Origin of the sequence: Pseudoduganella chitinolytica (assembly GCF_029028125.1) — a bacterium.
Lineage (GTDB): Bacteria > Pseudomonadota > Gammaproteobacteria > Burkholderiales > Burkholderiaceae_D > Rugamonas > Rugamonas chitinolytica.
This window is the reverse complement of record NZ_CP119083.1, coordinates 4,724,333-4,744,411: the sequence shown is the minus strand read 5'-3', so window position 1 is coordinate 4,744,411 and position 20,079 is coordinate 4,724,333. Positions and strand designations below refer to the sequence as shown.

The 20,079-nt window shown below is 67.1% G+C and carries 21 protein-coding genes; 10 read left to right on the top strand and 11 right to left on the bottom strand.

The features are described from left to right. Window positions 1-161: 161 nt before the first annotated feature. A complete protein-coding gene (locus tag PX653_RS21015; protein ID WP_277414658.1) occupies window positions 162-1,223 on the top strand; it encodes a PEP-CTERM sorting domain-containing protein in 1,062 nt (353 codons plus the stop codon). Here the strand turns inward: PX653_RS21015 and PX653_RS21010 are convergent. Genes PX653_RS21010 through PX653_RS20975 form a run of 8 tightly spaced genes read right to left on the bottom strand, consistent with a single transcriptional unit; the run spans window position 1,214 to window position 9,670 of the window. Beyond that, window positions 1,214-2,458, bottom strand: a complete 1,245-nt coding sequence (locus PX653_RS21010; RefSeq protein ID WP_277414657.1) for a phenylacetate--CoA ligase family protein — start codon at window positions 2,456-2,458, stop codon at window positions 1,214-1,216. The two genes, PX653_RS21015 and PX653_RS21010, sit on opposite strands and share 10 nt — an antisense overlap. After that, window positions 2,455-2,808: an MmcQ/YjbR family DNA-binding protein gene (locus tag PX653_RS21005; protein WP_277414656.1), complete on the bottom strand. Its 354-nt coding sequence runs from the start codon at window positions 2,806-2,808 to the stop codon at window positions 2,455-2,457. Before PX653_RS21005 ends, PX653_RS21010 begins: the two co-directional genes overlap by 4 nt. A 3-nt stretch (window positions 2,809-2,811) precedes the next feature. After that, window positions 2,812-3,612 (bottom strand): ABC transporter ATP-binding protein, encoded by an 801-nt coding sequence (locus tag PX653_RS21000; RefSeq protein WP_107140025.1) that lies wholly within the window; start codon window positions 3,610-3,612, stop codon window positions 2,812-2,814. Window positions 3,613-3,623: 11 nt separating this feature from the next. Then, window positions 3,624-4,913, bottom strand: a complete 1,290-nt coding sequence (locus PX653_RS20995; RefSeq protein WP_277414655.1) for an ABC transporter substrate-binding protein — start codon at window positions 4,911-4,913, stop codon at window positions 3,624-3,626. Between the two features lie 28 nt (window positions 4,914-4,941). Continuing rightward, entirely contained in the window at window positions 4,942-6,000 is a 1,059-nt protein-coding gene (locus PX653_RS20990) for a branched-chain amino acid ABC transporter permease (protein WP_277414654.1), read from the bottom strand. Between the two features lies 1 nt (window position 6,001). Beyond that, window positions 6,002-6,898: a branched-chain amino acid ABC transporter permease gene (locus PX653_RS20985; RefSeq protein ID WP_277418628.1), complete on the bottom strand. Its 897-nt coding sequence runs from the start codon at window positions 6,896-6,898 to the stop codon at window positions 6,002-6,004. Further along, window positions 6,894-7,715, bottom strand: coding sequence for an ABC transporter ATP-binding protein (locus tag PX653_RS20980; RefSeq protein ID WP_277414653.1), 822 nt, complete (start codon window positions 7,713-7,715; stop codon window positions 6,894-6,896). Before PX653_RS20980 ends, PX653_RS20985 begins: the two co-directional genes overlap by 5 nt. Before the next feature lie 14 nt (window positions 7,716-7,729). Beyond that, window positions 7,730-9,670, bottom strand: a complete 1,941-nt coding sequence (locus PX653_RS20975) for an AMP-binding protein (RefSeq protein ID WP_277414652.1) — start codon at window positions 9,668-9,670, stop codon at window positions 7,730-7,732. A gap of 151 nt (window positions 9,671-9,821) precedes the next feature. Between PX653_RS20975 and PX653_RS20970 the strand changes: the two genes are divergently transcribed. Beyond that, entirely contained in the window at window positions 9,822-10,511 is a 690-nt protein-coding gene (locus PX653_RS20970) for a Crp/Fnr family transcriptional regulator (RefSeq protein ID WP_371876362.1), read from the top strand. A gap of 10 nt (window positions 10,512-10,521) precedes the next feature. On the opposite strand, the gene PX653_RS20965 is transcribed toward PX653_RS20970, so the two are convergent. Both PX653_RS20965 and gstA read right to left on the bottom strand, forming a co-directional pair. Next, entirely contained in the window at window positions 10,522-11,610 is a 1,089-nt protein-coding gene (locus PX653_RS20965) for an NAD(P)H-dependent flavin oxidoreductase (protein ID WP_277414651.1), read from the bottom strand. Window positions 11,611-11,637: 27 nt separating this feature from the next. Next, window positions 11,638-12,249, bottom strand: coding sequence for a glutathione transferase GstA (gstA, locus tag PX653_RS20960; RefSeq protein ID WP_277414650.1), 612 nt, complete (start codon window positions 12,247-12,249; stop codon window positions 11,638-11,640). A gap of 128 nt (window positions 12,250-12,377) precedes the next feature. On the opposite strand from gstA, the gene PX653_RS20955 reads away from it, so the two are divergent. From PX653_RS20955 to PX653_RS20920, 8 genes are all read left to right on the top strand, one after another. Further along, complete coding sequence (locus PX653_RS20955; protein ID WP_277414649.1) at window positions 12,378-13,292, top strand: LysR family transcriptional regulator; 915 nt, start codon at window positions 12,378-12,380, stop codon at window positions 13,290-13,292. 104 nt (window positions 13,293-13,396) lie between these two features. Continuing rightward, window positions 13,397-14,488: an alpha/beta fold hydrolase gene (locus PX653_RS20950; RefSeq protein WP_277414648.1), complete on the top strand. Its 1,092-nt coding sequence runs from the start codon at window positions 13,397-13,399 to the stop codon at window positions 14,486-14,488. A gap of 63 nt (window positions 14,489-14,551) precedes the next feature. Then, entirely contained in the window at window positions 14,552-16,375 is a 1,824-nt protein-coding gene (locus PX653_RS20945) for an aminopeptidase P family protein (protein ID WP_277414647.1), read from the top strand. Beyond that, window positions 16,372-16,635: a hypothetical protein gene (locus PX653_RS20940; RefSeq protein ID WP_277414646.1), complete on the top strand. Its 264-nt coding sequence runs from the start codon at window positions 16,372-16,374 to the stop codon at window positions 16,633-16,635. The genes PX653_RS20945 and PX653_RS20940 overlap by 4 nt, the downstream gene beginning before the upstream one ends. Before the next feature lie 5 nt (window positions 16,636-16,640). Further along, window positions 16,641-17,384 carry an MgtC/SapB family protein gene (locus PX653_RS20935; protein ID WP_277414645.1) on the top strand — a complete coding sequence of 248 codons (744 nt, stop codon included), beginning with the start codon at window positions 16,641-16,643 and terminating at the stop codon, window positions 17,382-17,384. 12 nt (window positions 17,385-17,396) lie between these two features. Continuing rightward, window positions 17,397-17,981, top strand: coding sequence for a DUF924 family protein (locus tag PX653_RS20930; protein ID WP_277414644.1), 585 nt, complete (start codon window positions 17,397-17,399; stop codon window positions 17,979-17,981). 16 nt (window positions 17,982-17,997) lie between these two features. Next, window positions 17,998-18,831, top strand: a complete 834-nt coding sequence (locus tag PX653_RS20925; protein ID WP_277414643.1) for a Rossmann-like and DUF2520 domain-containing protein — start codon at window positions 17,998-18,000, stop codon at window positions 18,829-18,831. A 219-nt stretch (window positions 18,832-19,050) separates the two neighbouring features. After that, the gene (locus PX653_RS20920; RefSeq protein WP_277414642.1) at window positions 19,051-19,413 is read left to right on the top strand and encodes a hypothetical protein; all 363 of its coding nucleotides are present in this window, start codon (window positions 19,051-19,053) and stop codon (window positions 19,411-19,413) included. A 53-nt stretch (window positions 19,414-19,466) separates the two neighbouring features. Here PX653_RS20920 and PX653_RS20915 read toward each other — a convergent pair whose 3' ends face one another. Further along, entirely contained in the window at window positions 19,467-20,045 is a 579-nt protein-coding gene (locus PX653_RS20915; protein WP_277414641.1) for a putative pterin-binding protein, read from the bottom strand. Between the last annotated feature and the right edge of the window lie 34 nt (window positions 20,046-20,079).

The window sequence follows — 20,079 nt, the reverse complement described above, 5'->3', positions numbered from 1 at the left end:
CATTCCGGGCGCGACGGTCGCACATGGGCCGGGTCCGGCCCGCGACACTTGCAATTTGGTAGTTTCATTGTCGTTTTAATACTGCCGCCATTGGGGTAGCATCCGAAACGCGCCCATCGTGGGCGCAGTCTGCTCGTTGTCTCTTTCCCCGAAAGGCCGTCATGAGTATGAACTCCCTTACCCGTACCGCCATCCTCGGCGCCTGTCTGCTGGCCGGCACCGCCCATGCCCTGCCGCGCTACACCCTGACCGACCTGGCGTCGCTGACGCCAGAGCTGTCGAACGTCCAATGGACGACCCTCAACAACGCTGGCGAAATGATGGGGTCCCACAGCACCGCCGGCACGCTGCTCTACCGCTGGGGCACGATCGAGCCGCTGCGGCTCACCGGCTCGCCGGCCGGGTTCAATGACCATGGCGACGCCGTCTTCCAGTTCCGTAACAGCGGCGGCGAATACCGGTCCTACCTGCGCACCCGTTTCGGCAGGATCAGCCAGATTCCGGACAGCGCGCAGGGCGACCACATGTCCTCGCCGTGGGACCTCAACGACGCCCGCGAGGTCATCGGCTCCGGGTACCGCAACGGCGCCCAGCAGGCCTTGCTCTACTCGAACGGCGTGACGACGAACCTCGGCACCCTGGGCGGCAACCAGGCGACGGCGCTGGGCCTGAACAACGCCGGCACGGTGGTCGGCTGGTCCGAGACCACGGTGGGCGATTTCCAGCGCAGCCCGTTCATCTACGAGAACGGCACGATGCAGCTGCTGGCGGTGCCCGGCCCCGGCAGCGAGGCCGAGGGCATCAACGACCTGGGCCAGGTCATCGTCAACCAGCGCTTCCGCCACGCGTGGATCTGGCAGGACGGCGAACTGACGACGGTGCAGATGCCCGGTGCGGAGGTCACGCAGGCGCGCGAGATCAACAACCTGGGCCAGGTCGTCGGCTCGTCGCTGAGCAGGCAAGGCATCCAGCCGTGGATCTACGAGGATGGCGAGATGGCCTACCTGCGCGACCGCATCGACGGCAGCGGCTACAGCGTCGATCTCGTCTACGACCTGAACGACGACGGCCAGATCCTGGCCCAGGCGCGGCGCGACAACGGCACCTTTGCCTACGTGCTGCTGACACCGGCCATTCCCGAACCCGGCACGTGGGCCATGCTGGCCGGGGGCCTCGGGTTGATCGCCGTGTGGCGCCGCCGCACGCTGGCGGTTCAGCGGTAGTCGCGCGCGTCGTCGATCACCTTGCCGTCGTTGGGCAGGCTGCCGCGCGCGACGAAGCGCACGTCGTCGCGCAGTTTCGTCACCTCGCGTATCGTTGCGACGATGGTCTCCACCGGCCCCGTGAGATCATCGACCTCGCAATGCAGGGTCATCGTCTCGTCCGCGATCGTTCCCGTCACGACCAGGCGCACCTTGCCCACCTGCGGATGGCGCCGCGCCACCTCGTGCACCTGGGCCGGATGCACGAACATGCCGCGCACCTTGGTGGTCTGGTCCGCGCGCCCCAGCCAGCCGCGGATGCGCGTGTTGGTGCGTCCGCACGGCGACGGCGGCGCATCGGCCAGCACGGCCGACAGGTCGCCGGTGGCAAAGCGGACCAGCGGATAGTCCGGATTGAACACCGTCAGCACGACCTCGCCCACTTCGCCGGCCGGCACGGGTTCGCCGGAGCCGGGCCGCAGGATTTCCAGGATGACCTCCTCGTCCAGCACCATGCCGGGATTGAGCTTGTCGTCCGTGCGCGTTTCATAGGCGATGGCGCCGGCGTCAGCGGACGCATAGGCCTGGCACACGTGCGCGATACCTTGGTCGACGAACCACTGGCGCAGCGAATCGGGCAGCGCCTCGGCGCTCAGCAGCGCGTGCCGCACGCTGCCGATGTCCGCCCCCATCTCGCGCGCCTTCTCCACGATCAGCTTCAGGAACGACGGCGTGCCGACATAGGTGTCCGGCCGCAGGTCGGCCATCGCCTGCACCTGCAGTTCCGTCTGGCCGCTGCCGGCCGGGATCACCGTGCAGCCGATCAGGGCCGCCGCCGATTCCACCATGAAGGCGGCCGGCGTGAAATGGTACGAGAAGCAGTTCTGCAGCAGGCCGCCGGGGCGTACGCCGGCCGCGTACAACGGCCGCGCGAAACGCCACCAGTCGGGCGAACGGCCTTCCGCATCGAAGATGGGACCGGGCGACATGTAGATGCGGCCCAGCCGGCGCGGCGGCGTGCTGGTCAGGCCGCCGAACGGCTTGTCCTGCTGCTGCAGCGCCTTCAGGTCGGCCTTGCGCGTGACGGGCAGGCGCGCCAGCGCGGCGCGCGTATCGATGCCGGCCGGGTCGACGTCGCCCAGGATGCGCGCCCAGCCCGGTGCCGTGCGGGCTTGCGCGATCAGGCCGGGCAGGCGCGCCATCAGGTCGGCCTCGCGTTCGGCCGGCGCGCGCGTTTCGCGGCTGTCCAGGGTCATGGCGTGCCTCCGAGCTCGCGCTGCAGTTTTTTTGTCAGCTTGGCGAAGATGAGCTCGTAGGCGCGGCGCAGCAGGCTGGCCGCCTCGGTGTCCGACACGGCCTTGAAGTCGTCGATCATCACCCATTTCGCGCGCGCCAGGTAGGGCGCCGGCACGAAGCCGGGGCGGTCCGTCAAGGCCAGGAAGGCGTCGTCCTCGACCTTCAAGCTGAGGCGAGTGGCCTGGTCGTCGTTGTCGGTGGCGGCAAACATCTTGCCGCCCACGCAGTAGACCAGCACGCCGCTCCATTTGATCTCCTCCGTCACGCCGGGGAAGGAGCGGCACAGTTGTTTGGCTTTGTTCAGGTTCATGGTTCAGGCCAGCCAGCGTTTGCGCCGGCGATAGAATTTCTGGTCGCGGAAGCTCTTGCGCTCGGCGCCCGAGACGCCCAAGTAGAACTCCTTGACGTCCTCGTTGTCGGCCAGGTCGGCGGCCGCGCCCTCCATCACCACGCGGCCGTTCTCCAGGATGTAGCCGAAGTCCGCGTAGCGCAGTGCCACCATCGTGTTCTGTTCGGCCAGCAGGAACGACACGTTCTCGCGCGCGTTCAGGTCCTTGACGATGTCGAAGATCTCCGCGACGATCTGCGGCGCGATCCCCATCGACGGCTCGTCCAGCAGGATCATCGACGGCTTCGCCATCAGCGCACGGCCGATGGCGCACATCTGCTGCTCGCCCCCGGACGTGTACCCGGCCTGGCTGGCGCGGCGCTCCTTCAGGCGCGGGAAGTAGTGGTACACCTTGTCGAGCGAGTCGCGCAGCTCGGCACGCGAGGCCTTGCGGGTGTACGCGCCCGTCAGCAGGTTTTCCTCGATGGTGAGATGGCCGAAGCAGTGCCGCCCCTCCATCACCTGCGACAGGCCGCGCCGCACCAGCTCATTGGGCGTCAGCTGGTCGATCCGCTCGCCCTGGAAACGCACTTCTCCCTTCGTCACGTCGCCCCGCTCGCCGCGCAAGAGGGTCGAGATGGTCTTCAGCGTGGTCGACTTGCCGGCCCCGTTCGCGCCCAGCAGCGCGACGATCTTCCCCTGCGGGACCTGCAGCGACACGCCCTTGAGCACGAGGATCACGTGGTCGTAGATCACCTCGATGTTGTTGACGGACAGGTAGCTCATGCGATCCCCGGTCACTTCATGCAGGCGGGCGTCAGCTTCTTCTCCGCCGCGTACTTGTTGGACGATTCGTCCACCAGCCGTTTCACCAGCGCGCGGTCGCCCACGATCCAGTTCGGCGTGATGGCCACCCATTTCTTGCCGTCCCATTGCTGCACCTTGACGGCGCCAGAACCCTCGTGGTCTTCGCAGCTGGTCTTCACGGTCGGGAACATGTTGGCTGCGCCGATGGCCTTCTGGCGCGCGGCGTCGATGTTCAGGTTTTCCAGGCCCCAGCGCAACTGCTCGCCCGTGACGGGTTTGCCCTTGCCGAACTTGTCCTGCGCGGTGCGCATCGCCTCGGTGAACAGGATGCCGGCCGTGACGCCACGCATGTGGTAGACGGAGCCGATGCGGCCCTGGTCGGGCAAGTTGCCCTTGCCGGCCGCATAGACCTTCTTGCGGATGTCGTCCAGCACCGGGTAGTTGCCGGGGGTGTTGAACGACATCGCCGTATAGCCCTTGGCGGCGTCCCCGGACGGCACGGTGTCTTCCTCGGAGCCGGCCCACCACACGCCGAGGATCTTGTCGCGCGGGAAGCCGTTGCGCTGCGCGGTCTTGATGGCGACCGAATTCATGACGCCCCAGCCCCACAGGATCACGTGGTCGGGCCGCGCCTGGCGGATCTGCAGCCACTGCGCCTGCTGTTCGCTGCCCGGCGGCGCCACGGGAACCTTGACCAGCTCGAAGCCATGCTGTTTCGCCAGCGCCTCCAGCACCGGCAAGGGTTCCTTGCCGAAGGCGGAGTCGTGGTACAGGTGCACGATCTTCTTGCCCTTCAGGTTGCCGCCGTTCTTGTCGGCCAGGTACTTGACCATGGCCGCGGCCTGGCTCCAGTAGCTGGAGATCAGCGGGAACACGTACGGGAACACCTTGCCGTTGGCGGCATCGGAGCGGCCGTAGCCCAGCATCGTCATCGGGATCTTGTCCTGCGGGATGCGGTCCAGGATGCCGTACGCGATCCCCGTCGACAGGGGCTCGACCAGCGTGGCGCCGCCCTGGCTCGTCTTCAGCCGCTCGTAGCATTCGACGCCGCGCGACGGGTTGTATTCCGTCTCGCACTCTTCCCACGTGACCTTGACGCCGTTCACGCCGCCCGCCGCGTTGACGAGGTTGAAGTAGTCGATGATGCCGCCATAGAAGCCGGCGCCGCCGGAGGCATACGGGCCGACGCGGTAGGACGGCAGCGCAACGAACTGCTGGGCCAGCGCCGTGGCGCCGCTGGTCGCCAGCACGGCACCGAGTACGAGGGATTTGAACGTCATGAGCTCTCCTTTGGAATTGTTATGGCGCCTAGTGCGGGAATGGCCACAGGCGCAGCTTCTCTTTACCGATTTGCCACAAACGCGCCAGACCGTGGGGTTCCACGATCAGGAAGAAAACGATCAGGGCGCCAAACACCATCAGCTCCAGGTTCGAGGCCACGCTGGTCGGCAGGCCCAGGCCGTGCGCGACGATGTTCAGCCCGACCGGCAGCAGCACGATGAACGCGGCGCCCAGGAACGAGCCGAGGATGGAGCCGACGCCGCCGATGATGATCATGAACAGGATGCGGAACGACAGGTCCAGGCTGTACGCCTCGGGCTCCACGGTGCCGAGATAGGCGAATGCGTACAGCGCGCCGGCCACGCCGCAGTAGAACGAGCTGACGGCAAACGCCAGCAGCTTGGCGCGCATCAGGCGGATGCCGATGACCTCCGCCGCCACGTCCATGTCGCGCACGGCCATCCAGGAGCGCCCCACGTTCGAGCGCACCAGGTTCTTCGCCAGCAGCGCCATCAGCGCCACGATCAGCAGCACCAGCACGTACTTGCGCTGCGGCGTGTCGAACGCATAGCCGAGGATGACGATCTTCTGCGCCGTGATGACGCCGGAGGCGCTGCCGCCCGTCAACGCCGGGATCTTGGTCAGGCACCACACCACGAAGAACTGCGTTGCCAGCGTGGAGGCGGCGAGGTAAAAGCCGCGGATGCGCAAGGAGGGCAGGCCGAACGCGATGCCGACCATGGCCGCGCACAGGCCGCCCAGCGCGAACGCGGCCAGGATCGGCAGGCCGGGGAAGCGGTAGACAAAATTCCACGACGCGAATGCGCCCACCGCCATGAATGCGGCAGTACCCAGCGACAGCTGGCCCGCGTAGCCCGTCAGGATGTTCAGGCCCAGCGCCGCCAGCGCGAAGATCAGGAACGGGATCAGGATCGCGGACAGGAAGTAGGGCGTGGCGACGAACGGCAACACCAGCACCGCCACCGCCAGCGTCGCCAGCAGCGCGATGCGGTCCTGGCGGATGGGCAGGATCTGGCCGTCCGCCTCGTACGTGGTCTTGAACTGGCCCGCTTCACGATAGAACATGTCAGATCCTCCGGATGATCTTTTCGCCGAACAGCCCTTCGGGCCGCACCAGCAGGAACAGCAAGGCCAGCACGTACGGGAACCAGCCCTCGATGCCGCCGCCGACCAGGGGGCCGATATAGACTTCGGCCAGCTTTTCCGAGGCACCGATGATCAGGCCACCGACGATGGCGCCGGGCACCGACGTGAAGCCGCCCAGAATCAGGACCGGCAGCGCTTTCAACGCGATGAACGTCAGCGCGAACTGCACGCCGTTGCGGGCGCCCCACAACAGGCCCGCCACCAGCGCGACGACGCCGGCCACGGCCCACAGGATGGCCCAGATGCGCTGCAGCGGAATGCCGACGGCCAGCGCGGCCTGGTGATCGTCCGCCACGGCCCGCAGCGCGCGCCCGACCTTCGTTTTAGCGAACAGCACGGCCAGCAGCAGTACCAGCACGCCGCATACGGCGGCCGCTGTCACGTCGAACTGTGAAACGACGAGGTTGAAGCGGTCCAGCACCGATTGCAGGGGCACGTCCTCGATCGGCAGCACCAGTTGATGCACCTGCGAGTCCCACAGCAGCTGGGCCAGGCCCTCGAGGAAGAACGCCAGGCCGATGGTGGCCATGAACAGCGTGATCTCGGGCTGGTTGACGAGAGGGCGCAGCACCACGCGCTCGATGCACAGGCCCAGGAGCACCATCACGACGACGGTGGCAGGGATGGCAAGCCACAGCGGCATGCCGAATTTGTCCATGAAGCCCACGCACGTCAACGCGGCAAAGAACACCATCGCGCCCTGGGCAAAATTGAACACGCCCGAGGCCTTATAGATTAGCACGAAGCCGATGGCGACGAGCGCGTACATCACGCCCGACAGCAGGCCGCCGATCAGGACTTCGAAGAAGAAGTTAATGTCCATGCGCGCCTCCCAGATACGCCGAGATCACCTCCGGATTGGCCCGCACCTCGCTTGGTGTGCCATCGCCGATCTTGCGGCCGTAATCGAGCACGACGACGCGGTCCGAGATGTCCATCACGACACCCATGTCGTGCTCGATCAGCACGATCGTCGTGCCGAACTGGTCGTTCACGTCCAGGATGAAGCGGCACATGTCCTGCTTTTCCTCCACGTTCATGCCGGCCATCGGCTCGTCCAGCAGCAGGATGTCCGGCTCGGCCGCCAGCGCCCGGCCCAGCTCCACGCGCTTCTGCAGGCCGTACGGCAGCCGGCCCACGGGGGTCTTGCGGATGTGCTGGATCTCGAGGAAGTCGATGATCTCCTCGGCCTTGTGGCGGTGGGCGATCTCCTCGCGTCGTGCCGGGCCCCAGTACAGCGCCTGCAGCAGGAAGTTCGACGTCATTTTGAGGTTCCGGCCCGTCATGATGTTGTCCAGCACCGTCATGCCCTTGAACAGCGCGATGTTCTGGAACGTGCGGGCGATGCCGGATTTCGCGGCCGCGTAGCAATCCATGTTCTTGCGGTGCTCGCCCCGGTAAACGATTTCGCCCTGCTGCGGGCGGTACACGCCGTTGATCACGTTCAGCATCGAGCTTTTACCGGCGCCATTGGGGCCGATGATGGCGCGGATCTCGTGCTGGCGCACGTCGAACGAGATGTCGGTCAGTGCCTTGACGCCGCCGAACGACAGCGAGATATTGCGCAGGTCTAAAATCACCGGGCCGCTCTGGCGCCCTGCCTGGAAATAGGCATCGGGTTCGTTCATCTGCATGGAATCTCCCTCGCTCATGCGGCGTTGGCGGTGACGACCGGGAACGTGCGGCAGTCGGCGATGCGGATATCGGCGGCCACGGTACCGGTGCGGCCGTCCTCGAACTTGACCTGGGTGCTGATGTATTGCGAAGCCTTGCTTGAATACAGCGCGTCGATCAGCACCGCGTACTTGTCGGCGATGAACTTGCGGCGCACCTTGCGCGTGCGCGTCAGTTCGTCGTCGTCGGGGTCCAGTTCCTTGTGCAGCACGAGGAAGCGGTGTATCTGCGTCTGCCCCATCAGCGCCTCGCCGGCCAGGTCGGCGTTGACCTTCTCGACGCATTCCTGCATCAGCGCATAGGTTTGCGGATGGGCGGCGAGATCGGTGTAGCCGGCGTAGGCGATGCCGCGCCGTTCGGCCCAGTTGCCCACCGCTTCCATGTCGATGTTGAGGAACGCGCACACCGTATCGCGGCCATGGCCGAACGCGACGGCTTCCTTGATGAAGGGGAAGAACTTCAGCTTGTTCTCGACGTAGTTGGGCGCGAAGATGGCGCCGCCGTTCATGCGGCCCACGTCGGCGGCGCGGTCGATGATGCGCAAGTGGCCGTCGCCATCGAACACGCCGGCGTCGCCGGTGTGGAAGTAGCCGTCGGCATCGATCGCTTCAGCCGTCGCATCGGGGCGCTGGTAGTAGCCTTCCATCAGGGTCGGCGACTTCACCAGTACTTCACCGTTGTCCGCCAGGCGCACGTCCACGCCCGGTGCTGGCTTGCCCACGCTGTCGAACTTGATCTGGCCGTCCGGCTGCAGGCAGATGTAGGCGCACGTCTCGGTGGAGCCGTAGAACTGCTTCAGGTTGACGCCGATCGAGCGGTAGAAGCGGAACAGGTCCGGACCGATGGCGGCGCCGGCCGTGTACGCGACTTTTACGCGCGAGAAGCCGAGGACGTTTTTCAGCGGGCCATACACCAGCACCTGGCCCAACGCATAGGCGACGCGGTCGGACCAGGCGACGGGGCGCCCGTCCAGCAGCTCGGCGCCGCAGCGTCGCGCCACCGCCATGAAATGATGGAACATACGACGTTTAAGCGTTCCCGCATCTTCCATCCGGATCATCACCTGCGTCAGCATGTTCTCGAACACGCGCGGCGGGGCAAAGTAATAGGTCGGGCCGATCTCGCGCAGGTCCGTCATCACGGTCTCGCCGGACTCGGGGCAGTTCACCGTGAAGCCCGCGACCAGCGCCTGGGCAAACGAGAACAGGCAGTCGCCGACCCATGCCATCGGCAGGTAGGACAGCACGTTTTCGTCGTCGGTAAGGTGCTCGAACGCGACGCCGCCGCTGCCGGCCGCCATCAGCGCGGCGTGGGTCTGGCACACGCCTTTCGGCTTGCCGGTGGTGCCGGAGGTGTACAGGATCACGGCATTGTCGCCCGGCTGGCCCGTTTCGATGGCCGCTTCATAACAGCCGGGGTTGGCACGATCCCAGGCGCGGCCCGCTTCCTGCAATCGGGTGAGCGACAGCAGCTCGGGCTGGCGGTAGTGACGCAGGCCCCGTTCGTCGTCGTAGGCGATGTGCGCAATGGCGGGGTATTGGGCCTTCAGTTCCAGCAGCTTGTCGACCTGCTCCTGGTCTTCGACAACGGCAAAGCGGATGCCCGCGTCGGCCAGCACGTAGGCCATGTCGGCGGCGGGCGCGTCCTGGTACAGCGGCACGGCCACGCCGCCCAGGCATTGCGCCGCCAGCATGGCCCAGTACAGGCGCGGCCGGTTGTCGCCCACGATGGCCAGGTGCATGCCGCGCCCGAACCCGAGCGCGGCCAGGCCGCAGGCGAGGGCACGCACCTCGTCGTTGACCTGCTGCCAGTTCCACGTCTGCCAGATGCCCAGGTGCTTCTCGCGATAGGCGCTGTTCAGCGGCCGCTCGCGCCCGTGCTCGAGCAGGCGCCGCGGGAACGTCGTTGCTTGCATCAGTGTCTCCCTGCCCCTGGGGGGCATGTGGTTTTACTTCTGTTTTAGTTCTGATCCAGCACGCTTTTGTGTGATGATATTAACTTGCGATCCTGTGCGAGGTTGTCTTTTCGACGACAATTGGCCGGACTTTTTGTGGTGCGACGCAACAATGGAAACCAGACAACCCAGCCTCAAGGAAGCCCTGCGCAGCGCCATCTGGGCCCGTACGTTGACGCCCGACCAGATGGCGCGCGTCGAGGCCACCACGTTCGAGGTATTCGTGCCGAAAGGCGGCTTTGTGTGCCGCAAGGGGGAAGTGGTCGACAACTGGGTCGGCATCATTGCCGGCATGGTCAAGATGAACAACTTTTCGCCGTCGGGGAAGAGCGTGACGTTTACGGGCGTGCCGCCGGGCGGCTGGTTCGGCGAAGGTTCGCTGCTGAAGGACGAGCACCGCAAGTACGACGCGATGGCGCTGCGCGACAGCCGCATCGCGCGCATGCCGGCCGAGACTTTCCACTGGCTGCTGGAGACGAGCCTGCCGTTCACGCGCTTCCTGCTGATGCAGCTGAACGAGCGGCTGGGCCAGTTCATCGGCATGGTCGAGAACGAGCGCTTGCTGGACCCGGATACGCGGGTGGCGCGCTGCCTGGCCTCGCTGTTCAATTCGCACCTGTACCCGGGCATCGAGCGCCTCGTGCAGATCTCGCAGGAAGAGGTAGGGTTGCTGTCGGGCGCCTCGCGCGGGCGCGCCAACCAGGCCTTGCAGGTCCTGGAGCGGCAAGGCCTGCTGCGGGTCGACTACGGCGGCATCCGCATCCTCGACCTGGAAGGGCTGCGGCGCTTCCAGGCCGGTTAGCTTCCCTAGTTCAGCGGCCGTCCAGCCGGCGGGTGACGCGCGTCGTTTCCTCCACCAGCGTGGCCATCAGCGCGCGCGCGTCGCGCTGGGCGAGCAGCGGGGCGGCCTGGCCGCACCACAGCGACATCAGGTCGGGCCGGCCCTGCGCCGCCGCGGCCTTTTTCACGGCGCTCGTCAGCCAGTTCTGCACCGGATAGGGCGGCAGCTGGGCCGCGTGGGGCTGCAGCTCGTCCATCAGGCGGTTGCGGATGCCGCGCGCCAGCCGGCCGCTGAACACCGTCGTCAGGCCCGTCTCGCGTGCGGCCGGGCTGAACAGCATCTCGCGATGGACGGGGGCCGCGTTCGATTCCACGCAGGCCAGGAATGCCGTGCCGATCTGCACGCCTTGCGCGCCCAGCGCCAGCGCGGCGGCGATCCCGCGACCGTCCGCGATGCCGCCGGCGGCGATCACGGGAATACGCACGGCATCCGCCACCTGCGGCACCAGCGCGAAGGTCCCCGTGATCGAGTCCTCCGGTTGGCGCAGGAACGACACCCGATGGCCGCCGGCTTCGAAGCCGGTGGCCACGACCATGTCGACGCCGGCCTGCTCCAGCGCCACCGCTTCCGCCACCGTCGTGGCGGCGCCGAGGGTGACGATGCCCAGCGCGCGGCAGCGTTCCAGGATGTCGGCCGTCGGGATGCCAAAGACAAAGCTCAGCACCGCCGGTCGCACGTCCAGTACCGCCTCGATCTGTTCGGCGTAGCGCGGGGCGAAACGGGCCGGCCGTGCCGGTGGCGCCAGACCCAGCTCGTCGCAGTAGGGCTGCAGCAAGGCTGCGCTGCGATCGAACGCCGCGTCGTCCACCTGCGGGTCGTCCGCGTCGCCCAGCGGGATCCACAGGTTCAGTGCGAACGGGCGCGCGGTGCGGGCGCGGATCGCGCTGGCGACCTCGCGAATGCCGTTACCGTCCAGGTGATGCACGCCAAAGGACCCGAGGCCGCCGCTTTCGCAGACGGCGACCACCAGGTCGACCGACGAGATGCCGCCGCCGAATGGCCCCTGGACAATGGGGACCGTGAGGCCAAGGCGATGCGTTACTTCCGTATTTTTCCACATGCTGCAGAACTCCTGGTTGGGTTTGGATTACGCTTGCGCCAGGCCTTCCGCCACCAGCGCCTGCCGTACGGCGTCCCGCGCTGCCACGCGCTGGAGGAATGCCTGCAACGGCGCCAGCCCGGCGAGCTCGAGGCCGACGAGTTTCGCCCAGCCTGCGACGGTGAACAGGTAGGCGTCCGCGGCAGTAAACCCGGTGCCGGTCAGGTAAGGCTGGGCTGCCAGCTGTTCCGACACCCACGCGAATTTCTTGTGCAAAATGGCGAGGAACACCTCCTTGGCGGCCGCGTCCAGCGCACGATTGAACAGCGGGCTGAACGACTTGTGCAGCTCGGAGGTGATGTAGTTCTGCCACTCCATCACGCGGTAGCGGGCCATGGAGCCGGCGGCGGGCATCAGATCCTCGCGCCGCGCGCGGTCGGCGATGAACTGCGCAATGACCGGTCCTTCGGTCAAACGTACGCCATCCTCGAGCTCCAGCACGGGGACGTACCCTTTGGGATTGATGCCGCGATAGTCCACGCCCTGTTCCGTGACGTGCTTGCCGGTATCGACCTTGATGAGCGTGTGCGGCAGCGCGGTCTCACGCAGCAGGATGTGGGGCACGAGCGAGCAGGCGCCGGGCGAGTAATACAGTTTCATGCGTTGGTCTCCTTGGGTGGCTCATTGCAAGAGCTGCAATATGTTGTAGTCTATTGATGTTCGATAAACCTATAAACCCTTGGCTGAACAAATCATCCGATACACGATGTAATGAATAACCCCGGAAAATGAGGCGCCATTTCGACGATGTACTGGTCGGCAGCATCGAGCTCTTCTGCGCGGCGGCCGAGCAGGGCAGCTTCACGGCTGCCGCCCATGCGCTGGGCGTCACGCCCGCAGCCGTCAGCAGGTCGGTGGCACGCCTGGAAGCGCGCCTCGGTGCGCAGCTGTTCGTGCGTACCACGCGCCAGATGAGCCTGACGGAAGCGGGACGTCGCTATCTCGAGCAATGCCGCCAGGGCCTGGCGCTGCTGATCGACGCGGAACGGACCGTGACCGGCACCCACGGGCAGCCCGCCGGCGTCGTGCGCATCAGCGCACCGACCACCTATGGGCATCATCGCTTGCTGCCACTGTTGCCGCGCTTTCGCATGGCATATCCGGACGTCCAGGTGGAAATTCACGTCAGCAACCGCAACATCGATTTCGTCGACGACGGCTACGACCTGGCGATCCGGGCGCGCGAGCTTCCCGATTCGCGTCTGGTTGCGCACAAGCTGGAGGACGCGGAACTTGTCGTCGTTGCCGCACCCGGCTATCTGGCCGCGCGCGGCAGGCCCGACGCGATCGCGGCGCTGGCACAGCACGACTGCATCAATTTTGCGTTGCCCCGTACTGGCCGCCCCGTGCCGTGGCTGCTGCGTGACCAGGGCAAAGCGGTCGAGGTGGCGGTGGCGGGCAGTTGCTGCGTGTTCGAAGACCTGTTGGCCGGGGTGACGCTCGCACGCAGCGGTGGCGGGCTGTTCCAGGCTTACCGCTTCACGGTCGAGGAAGACTTGCGCGCCGGTACGCTGGTCGAAGTGCTGGGCGAGCACGGCGGCTGTGCGCGGCCGTTCTCCGTGCTATACCCGCATGGCCGTCATCTGCCCTTGAGAGTGCGGGCACTCGTGGACTTCCTGCTGGCGACGGTGCCCGGCCGCTGACCCGGCTTTGCGGATGGATACTCCCCAGTGTTAGTGCCCTAACAAAGCATCGCCCGATGCTGATTTAGCCTGTACGCGAACATGGTTGAATCTTGGGAGTCGTTATGGCACGGATGAGTGGACAGGATTGGGACCTGCGGTCCCGGCTGCTGGCGCACAAGGCGCCGTTGCAGCCGCGCGGGCAGGGCGGGCTGGCAACCAAGCTGCTGGTCGCGGCCGGGGCGCTGGCCGCTGCGTATCTCGTGGTGCGCGGCAAGACAAAACAGGCCGAGGCGGACCATCCGCCGGCCGGGCAGTTCGTCGAGGTGGATGGCGTCAGGCTGCACTACCTGGAACGGGGTGCGGGGCCTGTCGTCGTGCTGTTGCACGGCAATGGCGCGACGTCGCACGACTTCGAGCTGTCGGGCCTGATCGACATGCTGGCGCAGAATCACCGCGTGATCGCGTTCGACCGGCCTGGCTTCGGCTACAGCGAACGGCCGCGCAGCACCATCTGGACGCCGACCGAACAGGCGGCCCTGCTGGGCAGCGCGCTGCAGCAGATCGGCGTCGAACAGGCCTACGTGCTGGGCCACTCGTGGGGCACGCTGGTCGCGCTGGCGATGGCCACCGACAGCCCGCGCCTCGTCAAGGGCCTGATATTGCTCGCAGGTTATTACTACCCCAGCCCGCGCCTGGATGCGGCGCTGCTGTCCGGCCCGGCCGTGCCGGTCGTCGGCGACCTGATGCGTTTTACCGTGTCGCCGCTGCTGGGTCGGCTGGCCTGGTCCTCGTTCGTCAAGCGGGCGTTCAGCCCGCGCCCACCGGCCGCCGCCTTTGCGCGCTGGCCCAAGTGGCTGTCGCTGCGGCCGTCGCAGCTGCGCGCGGCTGGCGCCGAGTCGGCGCTGATGATCCCCGCAGCGGCCAAGCAGCGCCACCGCTATGCCGAGATCACCGTGCCCGTGACGATCTTCTCCGGCGCCGGCGACAAGATGGTCGCGCCAGCCGAGAACGCCGAGCGGCTGCACCGCGAGCTGCTGCAAAGCCAGCTGCACACGGTGCAGGACGCGGGCCACATGCTGCATTACGTGGCGCAGGACGAGATCGTGCGGGCGGTGCGCGACATGGTGGAAAACCGGCCGCGCATGGACTTCCAGCAAACCTCGCACCACGACGGCACGCTGACCGAGAGCGAGGCGCCGCGCGTGCTGCACTAGTCTGCCGGATGGGCCGGCGCACGGTATCATAGTGGCTCACCAGCTCGACCAATGACCGCGACCATGTCCCAACCGCAGCCGTCCACCGACCACCCGATCCCCGCCCGCCTGGCAGCACTGCGCCAGGCCATGCGCCGCCACGGCATCGATGCCTGCATCGTGCCGTCGTCGGACCCGCACCTGTCCGAGTACCTGCCGCCGCGCTGGCAGGGCCGCGAGTGGCTGTCCGGTTTCACGGGATCGGTCGGCACGTTCATCGCCACCCAGGAGTTCGCCGGCGTGTGGACCGATGGGCGCTACTGGACCCAGGCCGAGGACGAGCTGGCCGGCACCGGCATCGCGCTGATGAAAATCTCGTCGGGCGCCAGCACGCAATACATCGACTGGCTGGCCGCCACCTTGCAGCCTGGCCAGGTGATCGCCGTCGATGGCGCCGTGCTGGGCCTGGCCATCGCGCGCCAGTTGCGCCAGGCGCTCGATGCGCGCGGCGTGGCGCTGCGCACCGACCTGGACGTGCTGGACGAGGTGTGGACGGACCGTCCCGGCCTGCCGCAGGCGCCCGTGTACGAGCACCTGCCGCCGTACGCCGCGACGTCGCGCGCCGATAAACTGATCGCACTGCGCGCGGCCATGGCGCAGCTCGGCGCCGAGCGCCACCTGATCTCGACCCTGGACGACATCGCCTACCTGTTCAACCTGCGCGGCGCGGACGTGTCGTACAACCCCATCTTCGTCTCCCACGCCCTGGTCACGCCGGAGCGCGCCACCTTGTTCGTGGCCGAGAACAAGGTGCCGGAAGCCCTGCGCGCGGCGCTGGCGGACGATGGCGTCGACGTCGCGCCCTACGCCGGCCTGGAAGGCGCGCTGGCCGAGCTGGCGCCGAACGTGACGCTGCTCCTGGACCCGCGCCGCATCACGCATGGCACGCGCCAGGCGGTGCCGCACCACGTCACCGTCGTCGAAGCCATCAACCCGACCACGTTTGCCAAGTCGCGCAAGACGGAAGCCGAAGCGGCGCACGTGCGCGCGACGATGGAGCAGGACGGTGCCGCGCTGTGCGAGTTCTTCGCCTGGCTGGAGGATGCACTGGCGCGCCGTGACGAGGTGCCGCTGGACGAGGTGGCGATCGACCGACACATCACGGCCGCTCGGGCACGCCGGCCCGGCTTCGTCAGCCCCAGCTTCGGTACCATCGCGGGCTTTCGCGCCAACGGCGCCATCATGCATTACCGCGCCACGCCGGCCGGCTGCGCCCGCATCGAAGGCGACGGCCTGCTGCTGATCGACTCGGGCGGCCAGTACGTGGGCGGCACCACCGACATTACCCGCGTCGTGCCCGTGGGCGCCATCACGGTCGAGCACCGGCGCGACTTCACGCTGGTGCTGAAGGGGATGATGGCACTGTCTGCGACCCGCTTCCCGCGCGGCGCACGGGCACCGATGCTGGACGCGATCGCGCGCGCGCCGATCTGGGCGGCCGGCATCGACTTCGGCCACGGTACCGGCCACGGCGTGGGCTACTTCCTCAACGTGCACGAAGGGCCGCAATCGATCTCGCCGTCGCTGATGCCGGAACCGCATACGGCGATGGAAGCGGGCATGATCACCTCCATCGAGCCGGGCATCTACCGGCCCGGCAAGTGGGGCATCCGCATCGAGAACCTGGTACTGAACGTGCCGGCCGGCGCCACCGAATTCGGCGACTTCCTCGCCTTCGAGACGTTGACGCTGTGCCCCATCGACACGCGCTGCATCGACCGCACCCTGCTGCGGGCCGACGAAGTCGCGTGGCTGAACGATTACCACGCCACCGTGCTGCGGCGCCTGCGCCCGCACGTGCAGGGCGCCGCCCTGGCGTGGCTGGAAGAAAGGACAACACCATTATGAGCAACCGCTCCACCCGCGCGTCGAACGCCATCGACCGGTTGAAGGAACGCAGCGGCAACCCGGGCTGGTCGATGTCGCGCACCGGCAGCGGCCACTTCTTCCTGACCGAGGGACCGGGCAAGCCGCCCCTGTGCCCGCCGATGGAACTGGATGAATTCGTCGCCTTCGTCAACGCGCAGGGGCCGCAGAAGCCCCAGCGCATCAGCAAGCTCGATGTCGCGTTCGAGAAGCAGCTGACCAGGAAGGCGTCCAAGGCGTGAACATCATGCCCACCGCGGATTTCCTCGGCGCGTACTGGTCCTCCGGCGAGCTGATGACCAATGGCGTCATCCTGCTCAACCTGATCGGAGCGCTGCTGCTGGGCATGCTGGTGGGCTACGAACGGGCGTATCACGGCCGCGCCGCCGGCATGCGCACCTATGGCCTCGTGTGCATGGCCTCGGCCGCGCTGACGGTGGTCGGCGGCTATCCCGACTTCTGGTTCGGCGGGCACACGGCGGCGGCCGTCGGCACCGATCCCACCCGCGTCATCCAGGGCATCGTCACCGGCATCGGCTTCCTGGGCGCCGGCGTCATCATGCGCGAGGGCTTCAACATCAGCGGGCTGACGACGGCTGCGTCGATCTGGGCTTCCTCCGTCATCGGCATCCTGGTCGGCGTGGGCTTCTACATGGCCGCGATGGGCCTGGCGCTGCTGTGCGCGATGGTGATGATCTACCTTTCCAAGGTGGAGGCACTGCTGCCGTCGCGCCATGCGATCGCCATCACGATGCGCTTCCAGGCGGGCTACGAGCCGGCCGAGGAGCGCCTGCGCGCGCTGGCGCTGACGCGCGGCTACGAGATCGCGGGCGGCTCGCTGATGATCAGCCAGGACCAGGGCAAGATGGAGTGGCGCTTCGTCGCGCTGGCACTGGGCAAGCGCAGCGGGGCGCCGCTGGCGCAACTGGCCACCGAGATGGCGCGTTTCGAGGGCATCGACAGCTTCGCGCTGACGCACGCCCGCAACTGACATGGAGAGCACATGCTGGTAACGGCACAAGACGTCCTGGATTTCTGGTTCCTGCCGATCGGCGTGAAGGGCCACAACACCCAACGCGCGGAGTGGTTCCGCAAGGACGACGCGTTCGACCGCGAGATCTTCCGCCTGTTCGGCGACATCGTCGAGGATGCGCTGGCGGGCGGCTTGCGCCAGTGGGACGACGAGGGCACGCAGGGCGTGCTGGCACGCATCCTGGTGCTGGACCAGTTCACCCGCAACATCTACCGGGGCACGCCGAAGGCCTTTGCCGGCGATGCGCTGGCGCTGGAAGCGGCGCTGGCGATCGACGACTCGGGCGCCAGCCAGACCCTGCCGCCGGTGCAGCGCGCGTTTGCCTACCTGCCGTTCGAACACGCGGAGAACCTGGCGCTGCAGGAGCGCGCCGTGATCCTGTTCGACAAGCTCAATGCGTCGGCCAGCGGGTTCGACACCATGCTCGACTACGCCAGGCGGCACCACGCCGTGATCCAGAGGTTCGGCCGCTTCCCGCACCGCAATGCCATCCTGGGCCGCGCCTCGACCCCGGAGGAGCTGGAGTACCTGCAGCAGCCGGGATCGGGCTTCTGATGGGATCGGGCTTCTGATGCGGCGCCTGACCATCATCGGCGCCGGCCACGTTGGCCGCGTGCTGGGCCGGCTGTTCCACGAGCGGGGCGTATTTGCCGTGCAGGACGTGCTGGCGCGTTCGCCGGCGTCGGCCGAACGCGGGGTCCGGTTCATCGGCGCCGGCACGGTGGCGCCAGCCTATGCGGCCCTGCGTCCGGTCGACTGCTACCTGCTGGCCGTAACGGATGACCAGATCGGCGCCGCCTGCGCTGCCCTGGCGGCCGCCGTGCCGCTGCAAGGCGCGGTCGTGTGCCATTGCAGCGGCGCGCTCGCTTCCGATGCGCTGCAAGCGGCCCGCGCGCAGGGCGCCCTGGTCGCCAGCGCCCATCCGATCCGCAGCTTTGCCGATCCGGCAGCCGTCGCGGCCGCCTTTGACGGCACGTTCGTCGGCATCGAGGGCGACGCCGCCGCGCTGGCCGTGTTGACGCCGGCCTTGAGCGCGATCGGTGCCCGGCCGGTGCCGATCGACGCGGCCGCGAAGACGGTCTATCACGCGGCGGCGGTCTTCGCCAGCAATTACCTGGTGACGGTGCTGGACGCGGCACTGCGCGCTTATCAAGCGGCCGGCATCCCGGAAGCGGTGGCGCGCGAGCTGGCCCATCCGCTGGCGCAGGAAACGTTGTCGAACGTGTTCCGGCTGGGGGCGGCGCCGGCACTGAGCGGCCCGATCGCACGGGGCGACATGGCAACGGTGGCGCGCCAGCAGGCCGCTGTCGGTGCATGGGATGCGCCGACCGGCGCGTTGTACGAGGCGTTGGTGGCGCCGACGGTCGAGCTGGCGGCGCGCAAGCATGCTGCGCCGCCCAAATAGAGCCGCGCTATCTTATTGGCTATACGCCACGGCAATTCTGACGCGGTAATCTTGTCAGGACACCTTGTGTTTACAGGCGTTTCGTTGCGCGACAGCAAAAATCATTCCGTTGTGATCGACAAATTTGGCCCGAAGCAATAAGCTAGGCTTCTCTTACTCCAACACAACACTTTTTCATCATCGGCGCGATGCCCAATCTGCGCCGGACAGGGGATCGTTATGCTATTTCTGAAATCCACGACCGTGACCAAGGCGCCCGGCATCTATGAAGTCGACGTGGCCGCCAAGCCGCCCGGCAAAACCTATGGCGTCTACATGGCCACCGACCCGGACAATCCGCCGGCCGCCGTGCTGGAAGCGCTGCAAGCCGCCGGCTTCCAGCAGACCCACAGCTCCGGCTACACCCACAAGGACCGCGGCAAGGTGCTGGACCTGCACTTCCAGAAGGACGGCACGGACCTGTTCAAGGGCTGGAAAGCGGAAGAGTGCGAAGCCAACATGGCAGCGATCAACAAGGTGTTCGGCGACGTGGGCATTACCGTGACGCCGCGCGTCATGTCGCTGGCCGAAGCCTACGCTTAAGCCACAGCGCAAGAACATCGAAGGGACAGGCCGCGCCGCGGCCTGTCCCTTTTTCACGTTACCTCGATGTGATACAGCGCCCACGGGCAGCTGTTGAAGCGCTCGGCGGGCGATTTGCCGGCCATCTCCGGCACCCGGTCCGCATCGTAGACGGCCCACAGCGGCCCCAGGCCGCCCAGGGCCATCGGCTGGCCGTCCAGGTGCGTGGCGACCAGGTAGCGCCGCGCGCGGGCCTGCTCGCCCGTGATCGCGGCCGCGTAGCCGTCCACGGCGCGCAGGGCCAGGCGCGTTGCCGGCGTGACGGTGGCGCCGGCCGCCTTCAGCACGTCCGTCAGCAACGGGCCTTTCAACGTATGGACCTTGCCGTCGTATTCCAGCGTCGGCCGGATCGTCACGGCCGGCAGGGCCGTCAACGCCGCGTAGTCGAAGATCCAGGCCTTGTCAAAGGCCAGCTTCTGCTTGTGCATCATCTGGTCGGCGACCGGATCGAACTTCCCCCGGTTCGCTTTGGCGATGGCGCCGGTCACGGTCAGCAGGGCCGGGCCGCGCGGAGCGGTCGATGCAGCGGCCGCGGGTAGGGCGGGCAAGGCGCCGGCGCCTGCCAGCGCGGCAATAAAGGTGCGTTTCTTCATCGGACATCCCATCTTCTTGTGGTTCGCTATGATA

What these genes read in the sequence shown, in the direction of transcription:
- PX653_RS20970 (WP_371876362.1), top strand. Translation starts at nt 9,822, where the DNA reads ATGGAAACCAGACAACCCAGCCTCAAGGAAGCCCTGCGCAGCGCCATC.
- PX653_RS20930 (WP_277414644.1), top strand. Translation starts at nt 17,397, where the DNA reads ATGCTGGTAACGGCACAAGACGTCCTGGATTTCTGGTTCCTGCCGATC.
- PX653_RS20975 (WP_277414652.1), bottom strand. Translation starts at nt 9,670, where the DNA reads ATGCAAGCAACGACGTTCCCGCGGCGCCTGCTCGAGCACGGGCGCGAG.
- PX653_RS20995 (WP_277414655.1), bottom strand. Translation starts at nt 4,913, where the DNA reads ATGACGTTCAAATCCCTCGTACTCGGTGCCGTGCTGGCGACCAGCGGC.
- gstA (WP_277414650.1), bottom strand. Translation starts at nt 12,249, where the DNA reads ATGAAACTGTATTACTCGCCCGGCGCCTGCTCGCTCGTGCCCCACATC.
- PX653_RS20950 (WP_277414648.1), top strand. Translation starts at nt 13,397, where the DNA reads ATGGCACGGATGAGTGGACAGGATTGGGACCTGCGGTCCCGGCTGCTG.
- PX653_RS20920 (WP_277414642.1), top strand. Translation starts at nt 19,051, where the DNA reads ATGCTATTTCTGAAATCCACGACCGTGACCAAGGCGCCCGGCATCTAT.
- PX653_RS21010 (WP_277414657.1), bottom strand. Translation starts at nt 2,458, where the DNA reads ATGACCCTGGACAGCCGCGAAACGCGCGCGCCGGCCGAACGCGAGGCC.
- PX653_RS20945 (WP_277414647.1), top strand. Translation starts at nt 14,552, where the DNA reads ATGTCCCAACCGCAGCCGTCCACCGACCACCCGATCCCCGCCCGCCTG.
- PX653_RS21005 (WP_277414656.1), bottom strand. Translation starts at nt 2,808, where the DNA reads ATGAACCTGAACAAAGCCAAACAACTGTGCCGCTCCTTCCCCGGCGTG.
- PX653_RS20935 (WP_277414645.1), top strand. Translation starts at nt 16,641, where the DNA reads ATGCCCACCGCGGATTTCCTCGGCGCGTACTGGTCCTCCGGCGAGCTG.
- PX653_RS20990 (WP_277414654.1), bottom strand. Translation starts at nt 6,000, where the DNA reads ATGTTCTATCGTGAAGCGGGCCAGTTCAAGACCACGTACGAGGCGGAC.
- PX653_RS20980 (WP_277414653.1), bottom strand. Translation starts at nt 7,715, where the DNA reads ATGCAGATGAACGAACCCGATGCCTATTTCCAGGCAGGGCGCCAGAGC.
- PX653_RS20925 (WP_277414643.1), top strand. Translation starts at nt 17,998, where the DNA reads ATGCGGCGCCTGACCATCATCGGCGCCGGCCACGTTGGCCGCGTGCTG.
- PX653_RS20955 (WP_277414649.1), top strand. Translation starts at nt 12,378, where the DNA reads ATGAGGCGCCATTTCGACGATGTACTGGTCGGCAGCATCGAGCTCTTC.
- PX653_RS20965 (WP_277414651.1), bottom strand. Translation starts at nt 11,610, where the DNA reads ATGTGGAAAAATACGGAAGTAACGCATCGCCTTGGCCTCACGGTCCCC.
- PX653_RS20940 (WP_277414646.1), top strand. Translation starts at nt 16,372, where the DNA reads ATGAGCAACCGCTCCACCCGCGCGTCGAACGCCATCGACCGGTTGAAG.
- PX653_RS21015 (WP_277414658.1), top strand. Translation starts at nt 162, where the DNA reads ATGAGTATGAACTCCCTTACCCGTACCGCCATCCTCGGCGCCTGTCTG.
- PX653_RS20915 (WP_277414641.1), bottom strand. Translation starts at nt 20,045, where the DNA reads ATGAAGAAACGCACCTTTATTGCCGCGCTGGCAGGCGCCGGCGCCTTG.
- PX653_RS21000 (WP_107140025.1), bottom strand. Translation starts at nt 3,612, where the DNA reads ATGAGCTACCTGTCCGTCAACAACATCGAGGTGATCTACGACCACGTG.